This window comes from Candidatus Scalindua japonica (genome assembly GCF_002443295.1).
Classification (GTDB): Bacteria; Planctomycetota; Brocadiia; order Brocadiales; family Scalinduaceae; genus Scalindua; species Scalindua japonica.
Map to the genome: position 1 here is coordinate 22,197 of NZ_BAOS01000031.1, position 17,895 is coordinate 40,091.

Sequence of the window (17,895 nt, forward strand, 5' to 3'; positions counted from 1 at the left end):
ATTCGTTTAAAATATTAAGTAAATTCAGATAAATTTATTTGCCGATCTTCCATTTTAAATATGATGTAAGAAAACCATCAATTTCACCGTCAAGGAACGCCTGTGCTTTACCGGTTTCTTCTCCAGTTCGTAAGTCCTTTATCATTGTATAGGGTTGCAGTACATACGACCTGATCTGATGACCCCACGCAATTTCACCCTTTTCATCATATGCATTCGAAAACTCTTTCTCGCGTTCTTTTTCTTTTATTTGATATAGCTTTGATTTCAACATTTTCATGGCCGTAGCTCTGTTTTTATGCTGAGATCTGTCGTTCTGGCATTGTACAATAATGCCTGTTGGTATATGTGTAATTCTAACAGCAGAAGATGTTTTGTTGACGTGCTGGCCTCCTGCGCCGGAAGAACGGTAAGTATCGGTTTTTAAATCTTTTTCGTTAATTTCTATATCTATGTCAGCATCAATTTCAGGGATGACATCAATTGCTACAAATGAGGTATGGCGCCTGCTATTAGAATCGAATGGCGATATACGGACCAGACGGTGGACACCAATCTCTGATTTTAGATAACCAAAGGCGTAACTACCTTTAATCATTGTAGTTACTCTTTTAATCCCCGCCTCTTCACCGGGCAAAAGATCAATTGTTTCCATGGAAAAATTGTTTCTTTCGGCCCACATGCTATACATTCTTAAAAGCATAGAGGCCCAATCGCATGATTCAGTACCTCCAGCACCGGCATGTATATTAAGAAATGCGTTACAACTATCATTTGGCCCGTTCAGCATCATACGTAACTCAAGTTTTTCAAGCTGCTGGGTAAATGACTGCAGGTCTTTCGCTATTTCCGCTTCAAGCTCTGCATCGCCGTCCTCGCTCTCTTCTTCTGCAAGTTCTGATAAATCAACAACATCATTTAGCGTTTTTTGTAATTCGTGAAAAGGAACGGTCAGTTCTTTTAATTCCTTGAGCCTTTTTATCGTAGATTGTGCTTTTTCCTTGTCGTTCCAGAAATCAGCATCTGCAAGCTGCGTCTCTATCTCTTCCTGCTCTTTTTCCTTGGAAGTCAGGTCAAAGAGAGTCCCTTAAATGTACTAGCCTGTTTTCTAACGGATTTAGCTGCTTTTCAATACTATTGATCATTTTCAACCTCTTGTTATCAAATGGTTTCCTGAATTTGATCCAGAATTATAGTTTATGGAAATATTAAAGTCAAATTGTTTTTGACTTGACAGTTAAAACATATATTAATTCAAAAGTTATAAACGAAGCATTTCAGGATAGTTTACACAGAGATTATTGACAAACTCGAAGGGTTTGCACAAAAATCCTCATTCGCATAGTTTTCTCTCCTTAGTATGGTTAGGTAAGTTCCGTATCTATTGATTTTGTCAGACGCGTATTTTTAATCATTCTTGTATCAATATTATCAATTTCATCTGAAATAGATCCTGGTATGTCATTTTCCATTCTTATTATCTTGTAAATACTAAGGTATGCATCAGGTAGTACAGTTTACATAAATTCACCTGATTCGGGGAAACTTCCGTACAGGTAGACGGATACAATAAAACCTTGTAATAAAAACAGTTATTTGTAAAATATTTTCAAAAACTTAGCAACCTTAGAGATCCCGAAACCAGTTTGGGATGACAATTGCGACACGTCATGGCCACAGAAATAATTATTACCGACTTTCCGCCTGCCGTCGGCGAGGCCATTATATCAATGGGAAAATATGGATTGCATTTTCCCCGTGCAAAGGGCCTGGCAGGGTGGGCGTGATGATGCGTATTAAAGCAGTATCACGGTTACTGCACTCCAAAGCAGGTAGGTACAAAAGTACATGTCCTGTTTTTATCGAAAGTAACGTATTATGAACCTTATCATTCTGTCTAAAAATGATTTTATAGAAGGTACAGAACAGGTCAGTATTCAGGACTACCGACTTGAACATATCATTAACGTAAATAAGTCATCAGTTGGAGATGGTCTGCGTGTGGGTTTGGTAAACGGAAATATTGGAAACGGCATGATTACACGTATTGAAGAGAACAAGGTTGAAATGAATGTGGTCCTGGACAGGAAACCACCTGCACCACTTCAACTCACACTTATCTTTGCTATGGTAAGGCCCAGAGTTTTTAAACGTGTCATCACGCAGGTCAGTGCGATGGGAATCAAAAAAATCATAGTTATTAACTCATATCGTGTAGAGAAAAGTTTCTGGAAAAGTCCTGTGTTGGGGAAAAAAAGTTTAAACAAATATCTGATTACCGGACTTGAGCAGGGGCAGGACACTATTGTTCCGGATGTTTTGGTTCGTCCATTGTTTAAGCCTTTTGTGGAAGATGAACTGCCTGATATTATAAAAGGCACAGAGCCATTCGTCGCCCACCCATACACGTCAGAACCATGCCCATACAATATTGGAAGTCCAGTAACGCTTGCAATAGGTCCTGAAGGGGGATTCATCCCGTATGAAGTCGAAAAACTAATTGAGTGCGGATTTACTGCTGTCCATCTGGGAGAAAGGACCCTGCATGTAGAGAGTGTGATTTCCGGCCTTGTATTAAGATTGATGTAGGCTGGGCAATGCCCGCCATACACTAACTAATAGAGAAATGGATTTTAATTCTAACTTCTTATAGTTTGTTTTTGAGCCTGAGTTCACATTTTTTGCACATACCATGTGAAATCCTGGGGAGCACAGGTTGATCAAATAGCCTCATTTTATTCACTGCCTGCTCCACTTCCAGCCAGACTCCGTTGGTTTTTACACACTTACACCAAGCGCACATTACTATGAACTCTGTCCCACGTTTTGCATCTATATCAAGCAGTTCTATTTCAGGACGTGGCACCTCACGGAGAATGCGTGTTTCAAATTCAATTGCATCTTCGTCAACATATAGTATTTTCATAAACATATAACGGCGTAATTTTGGACTGTCGCAACGAAAAGGAAACTCCATGGATTGTTTTGTGTTTCGTGATTTCTCAAATATTAATCTGTATAGATGCTTAACTTCCATTCCTGAAAAAAAGTCTAAAAGCGGTTGGCCTTTGACATTTTCTTCACACAGCTCAGGTGTGCCATTTTCACGCGCAAATATATCCCAACTTTTACTAACATAGGTGATTTTATTATCACGGTCAATTCTATAGATAAACGTTTGATTCTGTTGCTCTATCATTGCTTTCCTTATTTAACCTTTCTTTTTTCAAAATATTTCAGATGATGATTTTTCTTTTTCAACGGAGTTGTTCCTCTGACTTTGTTGTTCGAACACAGAATAGATGAATAATGATCTTTGAATTCAGAAGCAGACGGTCTCTGGTTATGATAATACGGTTTTCCTGTAAGGCCATCTTGATAATCTAAGGACCATCATAATCAATCTTGTACACGGTGTCAAAACGCAGCATCCTGAGCATCCGGACAAAATTTCCCCAAATGAACATCAAGGATGAAGGCGTCCTTTCTCATAGGCTTGTCCCTGAGCTTTACAACTGGTTTTAACGTAATGCCTGAAGCAATAGGGTACACAAGTACACTGTCACCTTGATGTGATCGGTATCCAAGACCAATAGAATGCCCATTAACAACGATGATGTCTTCCTTTGTATGAGCTACTCCGATTGCTTCTATAGGATCTTTGATTAATGGGTTTCCATTAAAATGGTATGAAAAGAATCGTTGCTGTTGCCAGGAGGAAGAAAGCTGTTCAGCTCTTCACGAAATTTAAATCGTGGTACAAATTCAAAGGAACGTCTGTATGGTTTAGACATAAATCTATCCATCGACTTTAATGAATATCCATTTCTGAGGCAACTCGCTGATTCAACACTGATAACAGTAGCTCTGTTATCAGTAATATCTATCTGCACAACCTGATGTTTTGTTAAAGGATAAGCCAGATGGATTATGGAGGTAATTTTATCAGGTGCAATACAGGTAATAACGTTTAAAAACTCCAGCCATTCTCTTATATCTTCCATTCGTTCTTCTGGCCTTCAAGGATCTCCATATCATTGCAGATTTCATATATCACATCATCGGAAGAAACGGCCTGTCCTGTTGCCATCCTCCCCCAGATATACACTTTTCCATCGTTCCAGACAGGATGTCCCTTTTCCCGCAACCTGTCATGCAGTGAGTTAGAAACATGAATCCATTCGCCAATCTCCTGCATTTGGCCTAACGTGTTTTCAATGTCCGATAAGCAGTTCTCCAGTTCTATTATTCTTTCATCTATATCTGCCTGGTTTGTTTTATTTGTCTCCTCGGTTATCTCTCCATCTGCCAATATCATTTCACTGAAATTCTCTTCCCCTTTTAATTCAGCGATCTTTTCCATTATCTCTTTAACAACACTTTCTCTTTCTGTTTGCAGTACATCACTCCGGGACAGCTTTACCTTTTTATGGACTTTCAGGTTTCTGGTTTCAGGAATATCAATGCGATATTTGTAAAGGTTCTCTATCTCACGGAGTATCTCACAGTTCTTGTCTACATTAATTGATTCCATTAATGCACCAGTACGCTCAAGAATCTCTCTCTCAGCAGAACCATCCTTGCGGCCGCTTTTGATAATATCTTCCATTAATATAGTCATGGATCTCAGGATATCTCTTTCAATAGATACCTCTTTTTTTTCACACTTAATGATCCTTTCCATTAATGAACTGATACATCCAAAGACCTCTCTGTCTACAAACTTTTCCTTAATGGTCTGGTTTTTTTCTGAAATCTTATCTACCGTACTCATCTACAGCCCCTTTCTGATAATTGACCATAAACTCTTCGTGTTGTCCTGTCCATATAATCTACTTGCATCTATTTTCCATGTTTTTCTGAAGAATGTCCACTTCTTTTCTTTACATTTCTTACTTTATTGAAAAGTACCTGCTATCTCCTCCTTAATTATTATTTATCTAATGGCCTGCTCAAAAAAAACTTGCCTAATTCCCTCCTGAGTCTATAATCAATTCTTTCAAAATTTTCTCTTATATTTTTAATTTCTCAACCAATGTTATAAAATGAAAAAATATCTACTACCTATTCTGATCGTATCATTTGCACTTCTTTCAGTTCCTGTAACACAGGCAGAAGAAGAATCGCAGATAACCCTGCGTTCAACTTATAGAGATTTAATTACTTTTCAGGTGCAGGTAATCATGAACACTTTTATCGTCAATAAACATAATTATGGGTTTTACGGACATAGTACAATCAATAATAATTTTGAAAGCAAGTCTGTTGATGGAGATAGCGTGGTAATAGATCATACCACAGGCTTAAGTTGGCTTCAATCCGGCTCTGAAAGTGAAATGGATTGGGCTAAAGCGAAGCAATGGGTAAAGGATTTAAACGACACAGGATATGCGGGGTATTCTGACTGGAGATTACCTACTGTGGAAGAAGCAATATCACTGCTGGAGCCAGTTATAAATACCAGTAACCTTTACATTGATCCTCTTTTCGATGCAAAGCAAACCGGTATCTGGACAGGCGATGAAAACGATAGCGCCAGTTATCTGGATGGAGCGTGGTGTGTGCGCTTCGTTGGTGGTTACGGCGGTGGTAACGCGTGCTGGGTATATGATAATGCCAGCAACTATGTGCGACCGGTCCGCTCAGTTGACTAAGTACAATAGGAGGAGGGTGTGCCCCGATTGCGAAAATTACAATCAGGGCACCAACATGAAAAAAATTCTTCCACATTGAGAAAACCGTTATCATTTCCCACAAGCTTCTCATTAACCAGTTTATTGACCATCAATAAGATGTTCTATATAAATTTTGTCACGAAAACTAGTTTTTATACAAAATATGAGTTGAGTAGGTTACCTGTCCGTAACGGCAGGAAAGGAGGCCGACAAACTACCGTAACGGACAGGTGAAAAATCGTTCAATATTTACAGTAGAAATTTATTTATAACTACTCAAAAATAAGAAGCAAAAAGCATTCCTAAACAAGTGCTATAAACAAAAAAACAGTCTTGGTAGCTACAAGGCTTATTCTGGTATAGAGTTATATGATTTAGCCATAGAGAACCATCGTTGAAATAATAAGGGTTCGTTTGGTACATTGCTTCTCATTTGTATAATATTGAAACAGTCTTTCACTCCATTCCTGGGTTTTTGCAACAAAAGAGCTCCTCTCTTTCGATTTTATATATCTGTCACTATAGGTTACTTCTCAATTAAAGACTCTTCACCTCACTTCACCAAACCAACCATCTAACTTATGATACAGTTCAATAGCTCTATAAGGTAACGGGGAAGCTTTGTTATCAGTTTCTGTTATCTCTTCAGTTCTGTCAAACATCTTCTTAATCATCTTCCATGCCACTAATACATCATCCACTTTTTTCTTCTTTAGAGCGTTCTTTAACCCTTTAACCTGATTTTGCATTTCTTTTGACACCATGGTATCGAAATCAATCAGGACCTTGTTAATTTCTTTTTCGTTGTTGATATAGTTGTCTATAACAGACATTTTGATCTCTTGAACCGAGGCTGAGTCAGGCCTCATCACCATTCCAGGACGATCAATCAGACCTTTATTCACAATATCCACCGTCACCTGGAAAGGCTGACTGAATACATTAGGCGCCTCCAGGTGAGGTTCATAAATATCAAGATTTTTTAGACCGACACACAACTGTTTATTCTTTTTGATTATTTCTAAAAGATTGTTGTCAAGATCACGATTTTCATATTCTTGCACAATCATACCCCCAATTTTCTCCAGATCGCTGTTACTATCATCTTTTAACGTGAAAATGATTCTGTTCATTTCCAATTCCATCCCAACAATACCTATCTCTACCTTATACATTTTGTTTATTTTTCCAATTATTCTGCATATCTTATAGAGATCCGGTATGAGTAAACCTCCGCTCAGTAAAAGTTTAATAGTCGGTATCATTTTATACTTCTCTTCAAACTGTTTTTTTGCAAATTCTACCCTGCTCCCTACCCGTTCTACTTCAGATGCAAAAAATGGATAATTATAAATATGTGTACATTTAATTCCATCAATTTTCCATCCATATGTTTTATAGTGAAAAATATTTGCACCGGAGATATCCGCATTTGTCAGATCAGCGTTCTCGAAATCTGCCGACACAAGACATGAATTTCTCAAATTGGCATTTTTTAAGTTTGAATTTTGAAGATTGGCATTCTTGAGATCCGAATTTTTGAGGTTAGCGTCCTTGAGATTGACACCATCCAGATTCGCATTATTAAGATTTGCATTTTCAAGAATAGCATCGTGAAGTTTGGCATTGCTGAGGTCTGCTCCACTGAGGTCTGCTCTACTCAGGTTGACATAGCCGAGAAAAGCACCGGTGAACCTGACGCCTCGAAATTTTGCATCGCTGAGATCGGCACAGCTGAAATCCAGTTTACTCAGGTCTGCTCTTTCGAGACTCTGGCCTCTCTTAATTCTCTTTATAATTTTTTCTCGGGTGATATCTGCCATTATTTACCAGACAGTAATTTTCAGTCATCCAAACCAATAACACAATTATTCAAGCCGTTAGTTTTTCGCTTGCTTTTTCTCTGATTTGTTTATACAATTTCGTCCGTGGTGTGCGTGACTTTGTGTGAGTATTTATTATTCTATCTTTTTGATTTTAATTTTATTTTATTAGCATTTTAGAAATTTTAACTTTATTGTTTTTTCTGATTTTGTTAGTAGTGATGAGATGTTAGTTTGAAAGAATAGTCGCGCACACCATATTTTTCACTTTTTAATAAATAATAGTTCTCTTTTTTTCTGTTAACCTGTGTCATTTCTTTCCCCGAATCTATCTGTCTTCTTTGTGACTCTCTTTTTAATGTTTCTTTTTATTTGCTCCAGAGATCTACCTGAGAGAATCTGCCTCATAGCCCAGAATCGAGGGCTCTGGAATTTATGGGCTTGAGCTTCTTCGATTAATGAGTGAAACAGTCTGGCCTTTTCATCCTTCTCCTCCTCGTTGAGTGTATTTAAATACGCAGTTAATTTCCTGGGAAATTCTTCCATAATTAATTTTATTTTTAGTTTGTAATAATAACTTCATCCACCGCTCGTATGGCAAAAGGCGGCGAGGACAAGAAGCAGCAAATAATGCTAAGAATAATTTGACTACATATCAAAATATTTAAAGCTTAGTTCCAAAATAATTATTGATAGAAACCTGAAATTTCAATTCGAATATCACAATTTATTTCGTCTTCTTCCCGCGGTTTCCTAAGGCAAAGGCTTTTACATTACTTTCTGTCATACCTTCATTCTCTATGTAAAACCCATCCTGAAATATCCACCAGGACCTGTTTTTTTGCTGGTCAGTCATAATCTTTACAGGATCAAGGCGTTGTATTTGAAGCAAAGAGTTATATTTGGATTTAGACAGTTTAGTCTGGCTTATTTTCTTGCCGACACTGAACTGATATTTTGTAGAGAAAGTACCGCTTTGAATAAAGTTACCCTTCTTTTCTTTCCTAATCATGACTGTACGATTGTAAAAGTAATGGTAAAAATAGCAATGAAAAAAGGAAAAGTTACCAGTCGATTGGGAAGTAGTCCTTCAGAAATTTCCCGACCCAATGCTTACCCGTAAGAATTCCATCAAAGAACGGATCACAAACTCTCGCCGCACCATCCACAATATCCAAGGGGGGTTCAAAGTCATGTACTTTTTGTTTAAATTGTGAAAGTTCGGTCGGGTCTTCATCAGTCACCCAACCGGTATCTACTGCATTCATAAAAATACCATATTTTGCAAAATCGCCTGCGGAGGTATGGGTCAACATATTTAATGCGGCCTTTGCCATATTTGTATGGGGATGGCGATCTGACTTTTTAAATCGGTAAAACTTTCCTTCCACTGCTGTTACGTTCACAATGTGTTTTTGTCCGGTATTATTGCGTTTCATCAAATTCGCCAGGCGATTACACAAAACAAATGGAGCGACAGCATTCACCAATTGTACTTCCAACATTTCCGGGGTTTCAATCTCACCAAGCTTCAGGCGCCAACTATTTGTTTTTCGTAAATCAACCTGCTGAAGATCAACATCGAATTTGCCTTTTGGAAATACATCAGCGGCAACTATAGAATTGTCAAATTTATACGGAATTTGCGAAAGACTTGCGGATGCACGCAACCCAATCCCAGGACCTTGTCCGTGCCATGTAACAGGAAGAGAGGCGCTTTGTTCTGTTCCGTTCCGGCAAAGCACTGTCAACTGACTTTTGCAGGCTTCAAAGTCACCAAGAAGGCACTGTACATCTTCCGATAAGCCGTCTAATTGTTTTGATTCATTTTCTATTAAATGCGCGTAAAATCCTGGAGGACGTCGAACAGTCTGAGCAGCATTATTAATCAGTATGTCAAGGCGATCATAGCTCTGCTCTATATAGCTGGCAAAAATTTCTACACTTGGAGTATGACGCAAATCAAGTCCATGAATATGCAGACGCCCTTTCCAATCAACAAAATCTTCTTCCTTTTCAAATCTCTCTGCAGAATCAACAGGGAAACGAGTGGTGGCAATCACCGTAGCACCAGCACGAAGCAGCTTCAATGTCGCATGATAACCAATCTTGAGCCGTGATCCGGTAATTAACGCAACTTTCCCGTTAAGTGATGCTGTTTGAAACCGTTTTCTATAATTCAGATCACCACAGGATTTACACATAGAATCATAAAAATGATGAAGCGTTGTAAACTCAGCTTTACAGACGTAACAATTACGCCCTGAACTCAGTTCTTCAGGTTTAAGCTCCAATTCGATACGGTCCATCGGCAATTCTTTCGGAGCACTGAATACCTCTTTTCGTCTGGCATCACGTATTCCGGTATTGCGTCTGGCAATTCGGTCCGCTTTTTTTAGTCCCTGTTTTTTTGCAATCTTTTCATCTTTACGGCGCTTTTTCCTCTCTTCAGTCGATGGCCTTGCAATTTTACCCGCTGCCGTAAATAATCTTTTTTTTTCATGACTGCTTAAAGAGGCAAGCTGTTTGCTGTCTTTAACCAAAGTTTCAAGGGTTACAATACATTCTTGTATGTTTTGTAATGTATATTTTCTGTTTTTCATAATTCAGCTTGTAAAATTGCCTTTTCGCGGTTCCTGATGCAGTGGATTTTATGTGTTTGTTGATTTGGACATTGATGGGAAAAATCACCCAGTCCGAAAAGCTAGTATTTTCTGTTTATCGATTATATCAGAATATCTGCAGAAAGACTGAGCTTGCTGGTCTATACCAAAAACAGACATACGATCTGCCAACTCATTACCTTCGATCCCAATATGAGCTTGAACATGTAAAACAAGAACATTGTTTCTTATCCTGTTATATAATTCATGAGCCTGCTGAATAATTTCAAGATTTTTTATGTCTCCATCCTTCTTTCTCTTCCACCCCTTTTTCTTCCAGCTAAATGCCCAATTAGTTATACAATCAATCGCGTATCGTGAATCACATAATATTTGAACATCTTTGCCATTTTCTATTTCTCCTTTTGCAATGGTTAATGCTTGATGTAAAGCGTTAAGTTCTGCTGAGTTGTTTGTCCCCTGTGAATTATATAGACCATACCATAGTTCTGACAGCTTTCCATCACGATAAACGGACAAACCCGATCCTGCTTCTCCCGGGTTTGGATCACAGGCGCCATCACAGTAAATATTAACACTAAAGCTTTTCGATGATGCAATAGGCATATCTGGCGGTTTTGCAGCTGCACTCTTCACGGCCGTTTGCGTCTTTATCGTGGACGCTTTTGCCTCCCCTTTCACCATGTTTTTGCCATAAGTATAGCGTCCTGTGGTATAAGCAGTGTCTGCCTCATCACGCGTTTTGAACGATTTGTACTTTGCTTGTGGAAACTTATCAATCAGCTTTCTGGTATAAGCCCAACTGGTGAACACACCGGTTTCACGACCGACCCATACGACATAATATTTTTTCGGCATGCTTTTTTCCTATAGTTCAGAAAGAACAATATTCAGTTCTTTTCTCCCTGGCAGGATTCAAAGTTTCAAGTTCTTACTTCCTTAAATAAATTGTGTTGCCAATTGTACGACAGCAAATCTGGTTGTCAAGAGCTTTAAGGTGAAACGTCTGAGAAAGGTTTAATGTCTAATCATGAAATATTATGCAGCAAACCTGCAGTTTATTACTATATAGCAGAGAAGAAAGGCCCCTATAAGGATTTATATTCTTCTAATAATTTCCTGAATTTATTTATCGTCACTTCATACACCTTTTTTCCCGTCAAGTCGACTCCGGCATCTTTCAGTATTTCAAGTGGTTCTTTGTGTGAACCTGCTCCCAGAAATTTCAGATAATCTTCCACCGCACCTTCCTCAAATGAGCTTACACGTTCAGCCAGGGCTATTGCGGCGGACAAACTGGTAGCGTATTTGTAGACATAAAAAGCATTGTAGAAATGGGGTATCCGTGCCCACTCGCAATGCAACTGTTCATCGATAACCATTCCTTCTCCAAGATAAGCTTCAAGATTCTTGCGGTAGATATCAGTGATACTCTTCGCGATTAATACCTGGCCTGATTCAGCCATCACATGAATCTCTTTCTCAAAACTTGCGAACATGGTCTGTCTGAAGAAAGTGGCTTCAATCCTTTTCATGTTGTGATAGAGAAAGAACTTTTTCTCCTCTAGTGAATCAGCAATCTTTGACATATGATCAAATAATAGAGCCTCGTTAAATGTTGAGGCTATCTCTGCCAGAAAGATCGGGTTCTGGTAATAGATAAATGGTTGATTTTGAATAGAGTAATCCCGATGCAGGCAATGACCAAACTCATGCGCAAATGTTGAAACATCAGAAAACTTTCCCGTGTGATTCAGAAAAACCAGCCCTCGACTCGCGTAACTCCCCCATGAAAACGCCCCCGATCTTTTACCCACCGATTCAAAAACATCAATTACCCGTGCGTTAACTGTAGCATCGTACTTCTCTATATATTCTGAGCCAAGGGGTTGTAGTGCCGTACGGACCAGATCAATTGTCTCTTCATAGGAATACTCCTTATCAACATCAGGAACCAGGGGAATATAATTATCATAGAAGTGCAGTTCCTTAACTCCAAGCGCTTCCCGTTTCAGAGAATTGAAATCACTGATCACATCGATATTCTCTTTCGCAACCTCAACCAGATTTGTGAAGACCGTGGTTGGAAGATAATCGGGAAAGAGAGCACTTTCCAGCATCGACTTGTAGTGACGGATCTTAGTCAGTTTGATATTTGTGAGTACTGTTGTGGCATAGGTATTTGCCAGCACATCTATATTCTGCAGGAAAGGCTTGTAATAGTATTCGAATGCCTTTTGACGAAGTTCCCGATCAGGTGATTCTAATATCTGGGCATACTTAGCGTGAGAAAGGTGGACCTCTTTTCCATTATGTTCAAATAGCTCGAATGAAATATTGTTATCATTAAAGGCCGAGAAAATATCATCAGGTTTTCCCAGAGCAATCCCCAGTTCTGCCAAAACCTTTTCTGACTCTTCAGAAAGGATATGGGGTCGGTACCTGGCATAGCCATCCAGAAAAAATCGATACCCTGACAATTGAGAGTTTTCATTAATTATTTTCTCGATATCTTCTTCTGATAGAGAGGATAGCTCTTTTTTTATAAAAACAGTTTCTGATGAAATCTTTGAAACCAGCAGTTCAATTCTACCCTTCATCTCTTCATATGTTGTATTACCGGTATCTTCAAAAAAACGTACGTTCGCGTATACATATAAATTTTCTTTAACGATAGAAAAGTCAATATATGTCCGCATGAACTGATCGAGTTTACGGGATTCAGACAGAAAACCTTTGAACTCCAGAAGTTGGGAAAGCTGAGTTTCCAACTTTTTGTAATCACCTTCCCAACATTCGTCTGATTCGTACAAAACAGACAGGTCCCATTTGTATTTATCTTCTATCTCATCTCTGGTTTTATTTTTACTCATATTATTAAATTATTTATCCTCACACAAAGACATGAAGAGCACAACAAGTGTGTCTTTATTTCGGTTAAAAGGTTTAAAATAAAAACCCTATCTAATTGAAAAATAATGGTACGATGTACATCGTGCCCCTAAAAATTATTAATGCCAGTTAAAATCCTGGCAGTGTTCCCAGATATTCCCAACCTGTACATTTCCAATTTTTTGCTTCAAACGTATTTGTAGCACATTGCTGGTAGATAACTTGTCCGGCTTCTTTGAAAAAACCTTTTCCATCATCACGAGGGTTGAAGAGAATTCTAACTGTTGCTTTACGAAAAGTATTACCGATAATACTGAATGTATACTGGGGATATACTATAGATGCCTGTGCATTATCAAGTTCTACATAGCCGTCCTCGTTCACGAAAGCACTGGCGTTCTCATAATAGTAAACCCAGTTGCTATCCTTACCTATATGACGAAGATGTAGGCGGAATGTCTTTTTTTTTCTGTCAATATCTCCAACATAAAGCTGCCCACCATCAATAGGAGAAAGAGTGGCGGCCAGTTTGAACGAAGGGTCAGGTTCTTTCAATTCACTCGCAAATGCTTTTAATGTTATAAACAGTCCGACAAGAAGCACAGCACTTATTATTGATACCATTTTAATAATCATAAATGTTCCTTTATTTTAATAGAGAAGCGACCTGAAACCAGTAACATCTTCATACAGACAGCAATTTGTATCTGTTAAAGGAAATCCAAGGTCCAAAAATCTCAATCTGAATCTATTTCAAAATCTATATGTAGTTAATATGTTAAGAGATCCTGAAACGCGTTGAGGATGACAAAAACGTATTTCTACAACAAAGTCTAATTATATTAGCATGGGTGTGTTTTGCAATATAAAACATTCTTCTCCGTGATGTACAAAGGAGAAACATTGTAATGAGATACTCAATTGAGTTCTACTGCCCTCAACATAGTAGTAACAGGTGCTATTTCTGACTTGTTACATTATCCCTCTTCGCCAACTCAAAAGGTCTGATTTTGAGTTCGATATCTGCTTCGTGAAGATGCTTCCAGATGCGGTTCCATACTTCATCACGTATCATATATCGTTTGTGATAATCATCCGCATACCACCAGGGCCAATATTGCATCATACTTGCATTCTCAAAAACCTGCATACCTGCCAGCATGGTACCTTTTGCCATATCCTGCTTAATTAATGTACATTCTGATAAAGCCTGGTTTATCAACTGAATTACTTTCTGTGGATCATTGTCAGGTGCTACATAAACGCTAATGTAATCACCACCCGGAAGTGCTTTTGTATAATTCAGTATAGTTGACTCTGCTACCTGGCTGTTTGGTACGCTAAAATGATAATCGAATGGATTAATCAGTCTTGTTGTACGCCATGTCATATCTACTACCTTACCCGCCTGCATAGATCCAATTTGTATTGTATCACCAATAGTAAAAGGACGCTCAATGAAAATCATAATCCCACCCAATATATTGGCAAGAGTCTCTTTTGCCGCCAGGGCAATTGCTAAACCGCCTATTCCCAGACCCGCAAGAAAAGCGCCTACTTTAAAGCCGAGATTGCTCATTAACATAACAATAGCAATAATCCAGATACTGATCTTTAAAAAGGTCTTTAAGAAGGAAAGTACAAATTTAGTTTGTGGTTTTTTTTCAATATCTGATGTCATGAACCGGGTGATCACGCGTTTGACTAACCATACCAGAAATATGGCAATCAGAACAATGCTTACCAGCTTTATTAAAATAAGGATTATCTCCTGTCTTCGTATTTTGTAACGTTCCGGCCGTAATACGCCAATCTCACCTTGCAGAAATTGAAGCATGTCAATTGCAGTTTCGGGTTTTTCATCAGGTTCCAGTTTTGTCAACTCATCCGGAGAATGACCTGCAATATATTGAATTCGGCGTTGAATGCTGGAGGCTTTAGCATTCAACGCTCCCAGTCCTTCATGATATGTATCGATTTCTACCTCAATGCCTGAAGGAGAAAGCTTCTGTTCGAAGAAACGGGTCCACTTATTTACTGCCATGATTTTCATGTGACGAAAGAAAAGAAGCGGAGCCAGCTCTTTAATCAGAGCGGCCTTATTCTTTTCCAAAACCGGCACCTGTGAATGTGCATGGTGCCCTGTTTTTGCTCTAGATGAATGGTGACCTGGCTCTGCTTTATGGGGCCCAAATTGTTCTCTGATCTTTATCCATTCCTCTTCTTCTTCATGTATTAATTGCACTGCCTGCTTATTAAGAATCAGTAACAGTTTTTGACTAATTGATTCTTCCTCTTCTGCGAGCTGTATCAAGTGTTCGGTATTTCCTTTCTGCTCCTTCAGATTCTCCCGTTTCATGCCCAGTTCCGCCAGTTCCACATAATAGGCACGCAAAAGATCACTCAGTTCTTTCGTCTGCTCTGACGGCACAAAACTGAGAAAATATTCTATGATTTTATCTTCAGACTCCATATGGCGAAGAGCTGTTTGTTCGAGACTTTTCAATGCTGTCTCAGGAAGATCCTCCCTTTTTTGTTGAAAGTCCTGGTCCTGTTTCTGTAATTCCCGGAGTATATCAAGTCGTTTGCTGACCAGACTCCGCATTTCCTTTAACAAGGGCAGGGTTTCTCTGAGTGCTACATCCGGCTGGTGAAGTTCTTCTATCTGTCGCTTGACGTTCGTCTGATAGTTCAGCAATTCTGTTATCTCTGTTTCAGGTTGAATTATCAGATCGTGTGATAAAGCCTCAGTAATACCATCCGGAATTTCATTACTACTCAGTTGACCACGACCCATACGCTTCTTTATTTCCTTGGCATTTGCATGATGCTTCATTGCCAGTTCCAGGGTTTCAGACAGCATGACTACATATTGTTCAACATGTTGATTCAGAGATTTAATAACATTCAGGAGTTTTGTGCGTTGTTTCTGCTGTTCTTCAATAATTCTGATTCTGGTTGATAGCAGGTTCTGGTATTGCACTGTCTGAGAAGTAAGGGTGTTATTATTCGAATATTTGATTAAGGGGTTTTTATTTACTTTATCAGCAGCAGTGGATGATTCTGATCTAAACGAAGCTCGTGTTAATTCCTCCGGTAAATTTAATCCGGCAAGTTTAAAGAGTTTTTTTAAAATATTTTGCTTTTCCTCCAGGAATTCATGTTGTATTAAACGCAATAATGGGTCTTTTAAATATCCAAGTTTTTGCTTTGCCTCTTCAACTCCCATTTGAGTTTTTTTAAATTTATCACGAAACTTTTGCAAAGTAATGCTATTTTCCCTAAGTTTTTCTGAACTCTTCTTAAAACTTTGAACAAGCTGTTGAATTGACATTTCTTTAAGCGTTGACTCCCATTGCTTGGCATGTAAAGCTGACTCCTGAATTTCTTTCAGACTTGCCAGGCTATCTGCCTCTTCTTTCCGGGCTGCCTCGTATTCTGCTATCTGTTCGTCAACCAGAACAAGCTGATCCCTGGCCTTCTGAACTGCAAGCAAAGCTTCTGATATATACTCTGAAACACTATTTCCTGCAGCTATGATAGTATCGGATTGGTTGCCTTCCGAAATTAAATCTGGTACACTTTCCCCCTCAACAACAGAATTTTCATGAATTTCAACAATAACCTGCATTTTGAAAAGATGTTCACTGAGAATTACAGCATCTCCTTTAAGAGATTCTCCATTCTCTATCAAAGACTGCAGCTCCAACCGGAGTCTTCTCAGTTTTTTTGTTCTTGTGCCATGTTGTTGAGAGATTTTTTCTTTAGTAACAATGGTTTTATGATGATCTTTTTCTGCTGTTGTATGGTGATCTTTCTCACTTGCGTGATGATTTTTTTTAATAGAGTGGTGGTCTTTTTCAACATGCTTTTCATGATACCTTGTTTTTTTCGGCTTTGAAAGTTCTTCAAGTTCCTTCTGTACCCGGACTACATTCTCTTGACTGCTTCTGAATTTATTGAGCGAGAGATTAAAATTTTCAGTTAGCCATACCCGTTCTTTCTGTAACTCTAAAATTTTTTCCTGTAGTCTCTCAAGTGTCTGTCTCAGATATTCCTGTTCCAGGTCCTGCCGGTGAAGTTCCTGGAAATATATTTCCCTAGCAGAAGAGTGTTGGGCTTCTGCCTTGAAAATTTCTTTTCTGGTTTCTTCGATACGTGGAGCAATTTTACCAAGTCTCTGTTGAGTAGTCGCTGCCTCCTTCTTCAACTTGTTTTGTTGACTCTTAAATTTCTGCTTTTGTATCTCCATCCTTTGTGGGTTAAACAAGTCGGGGATCTCTTCAGATGCCAGCGTTCCATCATTGACTCGTAAATTGATTTCAAACAGAAATGGCATCATGCTTTCAAGTGATTCAACAAAAGCATTGGCGGCTGACTGAGCTGATTCTATATGAGTAATCTGCTGATTTAAAAGCATCTTTTCTGCGTGAATCAACTCAAGTCGGTTTTTATAAGCATCAAGCCTTTTCTTTGTATGACCCAGAGTAATTCTGGCAACTTCTACAGGGAGGATGCCGTCTGATGGAATCTTAGGTTTTTCTTCAGGTATCTTTAAAGATCCGGTTTCCTCCATTCCATGATCAAGCAATATTCCGCCTTTGTTTACCCTGCGTAACTGTGCCAGAAACCTGCCGGATGCTTCATTAATTATGGTCTGAGCCTGTTTAAGTAATTCACTATTACTTAGATTATGGAGGGTCGGTGTTTGTAATTTTTTCTCTTTTTTATGTGCAACATCTGAAAACGCAGACAGAGAAGAAAAAGAGATGATGATTGTAATCGATAGAGCTACTAGACATCCTTTGAATATCGGTAGTTTTACCCCATAGAAATGTCTATGAAGGCAGGCATGTCGAGGAATAAATGAGTTGTTCATTT

General features: G+C 38.7%; 16 protein-coding genes and 1 pseudogene. 2 read left to right on the plus strand and 15 right to left on the minus strand.

What is annotated here, in order from left to right:
- Window positions 1-34: 34 nt before the first annotated feature.
- A protein-coding gene (prfB, locus tag SCALIN_RS17650) for a peptide chain release factor 2 (protein WP_420885444.1) occupies window positions 35-1,145 on the minus strand; the annotation gives its coding sequence in 2 pieces (ribosomal slippage) (window positions 35-1,081 and window positions 1,083-1,145; 1,110 coding nt in all).
- 733 nt (window positions 1,146-1,878) lie between these two features.
- On the opposite strand from prfB, the gene SCALIN_RS17655 reads away from it, so the two are divergent.
- Complete coding sequence (locus SCALIN_RS17655; protein ID WP_096895779.1) at window positions 1,879-2,589, plus strand: 16S rRNA (uracil(1498)-N(3))-methyltransferase; 711 nt, start codon at window positions 1,879-1,881, stop codon at window positions 2,587-2,589.
- Between the two features lie 58 nt (window positions 2,590-2,647).
- On the opposite strand, the gene SCALIN_RS17660 is transcribed toward SCALIN_RS17655, so the two are convergent.
- From SCALIN_RS17660 to SCALIN_RS17675, 6 genes and pseudogenes are all read right to left on the minus strand, one after another.
- Window positions 2,648-3,199: a hypothetical protein gene (locus SCALIN_RS17660; protein WP_096895780.1), complete on the minus strand. Its 552-nt coding sequence runs from the start codon at window positions 3,197-3,199 to the stop codon at window positions 2,648-2,650.
- Between the two features lie 58 nt (window positions 3,200-3,257).
- Window positions 3,258-3,374 carry a hypothetical protein gene (locus SCALIN_RS24135; RefSeq protein WP_420885445.1) on the minus strand — a complete coding sequence of 39 codons (117 nt, stop codon included), beginning with the start codon at window positions 3,372-3,374 and terminating at the stop codon, window positions 3,258-3,260.
- Window positions 3,375-3,417: 43 nt separating this feature from the next.
- Entirely contained in the window at window positions 3,418-3,552 is a 135-nt protein-coding gene (locus tag SCALIN_RS23495; protein WP_261341041.1) for a hypothetical protein, read from the minus strand.
- Window positions 3,553-3,597: 45 nt separating this feature from the next.
- Window positions 3,598-3,666 (minus strand): annotated as a pseudogene (locus SCALIN_RS24140) (hypothetical protein); the annotation flags it as partial.
- On the minus strand, window positions 3,666-4,004 hold the full coding sequence (locus SCALIN_RS17670; protein ID WP_096895782.1) for a hypothetical protein: 339 nt from the start codon (window positions 4,002-4,004) through the stop codon (window positions 3,666-3,668). The gene SCALIN_RS17670 and the pseudogene SCALIN_RS24140, both read right to left, overlap by 1 nt.
- Complete coding sequence (locus SCALIN_RS17675) at window positions 3,992-4,774, minus strand: hypothetical protein (RefSeq protein ID WP_096895783.1); 783 nt, start codon at window positions 4,772-4,774, stop codon at window positions 3,992-3,994. The genes SCALIN_RS17670 and SCALIN_RS17675 overlap by 13 nt, the downstream gene beginning before the upstream one ends.
- Before the next feature lie 271 nt (window positions 4,775-5,045).
- On the opposite strand from SCALIN_RS17675, the gene SCALIN_RS17680 reads away from it, so the two are divergent.
- Window positions 5,046-5,654, plus strand: coding sequence for an Lcl C-terminal domain-containing protein (locus tag SCALIN_RS17680; protein ID WP_096895784.1), 609 nt, complete (start codon window positions 5,046-5,048; stop codon window positions 5,652-5,654).
- 569 nt (window positions 5,655-6,223) lie between these two features.
- Here the strand turns inward: SCALIN_RS17680 and SCALIN_RS17685 are convergent.
- From SCALIN_RS17685 to SCALIN_RS17720, 8 genes are all read right to left on the minus strand, one after another.
- On the minus strand, window positions 6,224-7,498 hold the full coding sequence (locus SCALIN_RS17685; protein WP_096895785.1) for a pentapeptide repeat-containing protein: 1,275 nt from the start codon (window positions 7,496-7,498) through the stop codon (window positions 6,224-6,226).
- A 300-nt stretch (window positions 7,499-7,798) separates the two neighbouring features.
- Window positions 7,799-8,044: a hypothetical protein gene (locus tag SCALIN_RS17690; RefSeq protein WP_096895786.1), complete on the minus strand. Its 246-nt coding sequence runs from the start codon at window positions 8,042-8,044 to the stop codon at window positions 7,799-7,801.
- Between the two features lie 181 nt (window positions 8,045-8,225).
- Window positions 8,226-8,510, minus strand: a complete 285-nt coding sequence (locus SCALIN_RS17695) for a hypothetical protein (protein ID WP_096895787.1) — start codon at window positions 8,508-8,510, stop codon at window positions 8,226-8,228.
- Between the two features lie 52 nt (window positions 8,511-8,562).
- Window positions 8,563-10,101, minus strand: a complete 1,539-nt coding sequence (locus SCALIN_RS17700) for an SDR family oxidoreductase (RefSeq protein WP_096895788.1) — start codon at window positions 10,099-10,101, stop codon at window positions 8,563-8,565.
- Between the two features lie 84 nt (window positions 10,102-10,185).
- Window positions 10,186-10,980 carry a ribonuclease H family protein gene (locus SCALIN_RS17705; RefSeq protein ID WP_096895789.1) on the minus strand — a complete coding sequence of 265 codons (795 nt, stop codon included), beginning with the start codon at window positions 10,978-10,980 and terminating at the stop codon, window positions 10,186-10,188.
- 230 nt (window positions 10,981-11,210) lie between these two features.
- The gene (pepF, locus tag SCALIN_RS17710; protein WP_096895790.1) at window positions 11,211-12,995 is read right to left on the minus strand and encodes an oligoendopeptidase F; all 1,785 of its coding nucleotides are present in this window, start codon (window positions 12,993-12,995) and stop codon (window positions 11,211-11,213) included.
- Between the two features lie 148 nt (window positions 12,996-13,143).
- Window positions 13,144-13,650: a hypothetical protein gene (locus tag SCALIN_RS17715; RefSeq protein WP_096895791.1), complete on the minus strand. Its 507-nt coding sequence runs from the start codon at window positions 13,648-13,650 to the stop codon at window positions 13,144-13,146.
- A 322-nt stretch (window positions 13,651-13,972) separates the two neighbouring features.
- Entirely contained in the window at window positions 13,973-17,893 is a 3,921-nt protein-coding gene (locus SCALIN_RS17720) for a mechanosensitive ion channel domain-containing protein (protein ID WP_096895792.1), read from the minus strand.
- Window positions 17,894-17,895: the final 2 nt, after the last annotated feature.

Excerpts from the sequence above, each read along its gene's own strand:
- SCALIN_RS17690 (WP_096895786.1), bottom strand. The coding sequence starts at position 8,044 with ATGGAAGAATTTCCCAGGAAATTAACTGCGTATTTAAATACACTCAAC.
- SCALIN_RS17720 (WP_096895792.1), bottom strand. The coding sequence starts at position 17,893 with ATGAACAACTCATTTATTCCTCGACATGCCTGCCTTCATAGACATTTC.
- SCALIN_RS17680 (WP_096895784.1), top strand. The coding sequence starts at position 5,046 with ATGAAAAAATATCTACTACCTATTCTGATCGTATCATTTGCACTTCTT.
- SCALIN_RS17660 (WP_096895780.1), bottom strand. The coding sequence starts at position 3,199 with ATGATAGAGCAACAGAATCAAACGTTTATCTATAGAATTGACCGTGAT.
- pepF (WP_096895790.1), bottom strand. The coding sequence starts at position 12,995 with ATGAGTAAAAATAAAACCAGAGATGAGATAGAAGATAAATACAAATGG.
- SCALIN_RS17655 (WP_096895779.1), top strand. The coding sequence starts at position 1,879 with ATGAACCTTATCATTCTGTCTAAAAATGATTTTATAGAAGGTACAGAA.
- SCALIN_RS17675 (WP_096895783.1), bottom strand. The coding sequence starts at position 4,774 with ATGAGTACGGTAGATAAGATTTCAGAAAAAAACCAGACCATTAAGGAA.
- SCALIN_RS17685 (WP_096895785.1), bottom strand. The coding sequence starts at position 7,498 with ATGGCAGATATCACCCGAGAAAAAATTATAAAGAGAATTAAGAGAGGC.
- SCALIN_RS17670 (WP_096895782.1), bottom strand. The coding sequence starts at position 4,004 with ATGGAAGATATAAGAGAATGGCTGGAGTTTTTAAACGTTATTACCTGT.
- SCALIN_RS17715 (WP_096895791.1), bottom strand. The coding sequence starts at position 13,650 with ATGATTATTAAAATGGTATCAATAATAAGTGCTGTGCTTCTTGTCGGA.
- SCALIN_RS24135 (WP_420885445.1), bottom strand. The coding sequence starts at position 3,374 with ATGGCCTTACAGGAAAACCGTATTATCATAACCAGAGACCGTCTGCTT.
- SCALIN_RS17695 (WP_096895787.1), bottom strand. The coding sequence starts at position 8,510 with ATGATTAGGAAAGAAAAGAAGGGTAACTTTATTCAAAGCGGTACTTTC.
- SCALIN_RS17705 (WP_096895789.1), bottom strand. The coding sequence starts at position 10,980 with ATGCCGAAAAAATATTATGTCGTATGGGTCGGTCGTGAAACCGGTGTG.
- SCALIN_RS17700 (WP_096895788.1), bottom strand. The coding sequence starts at position 10,101 with ATGAAAAACAGAAAATATACATTACAAAACATACAAGAATGTATTGTA.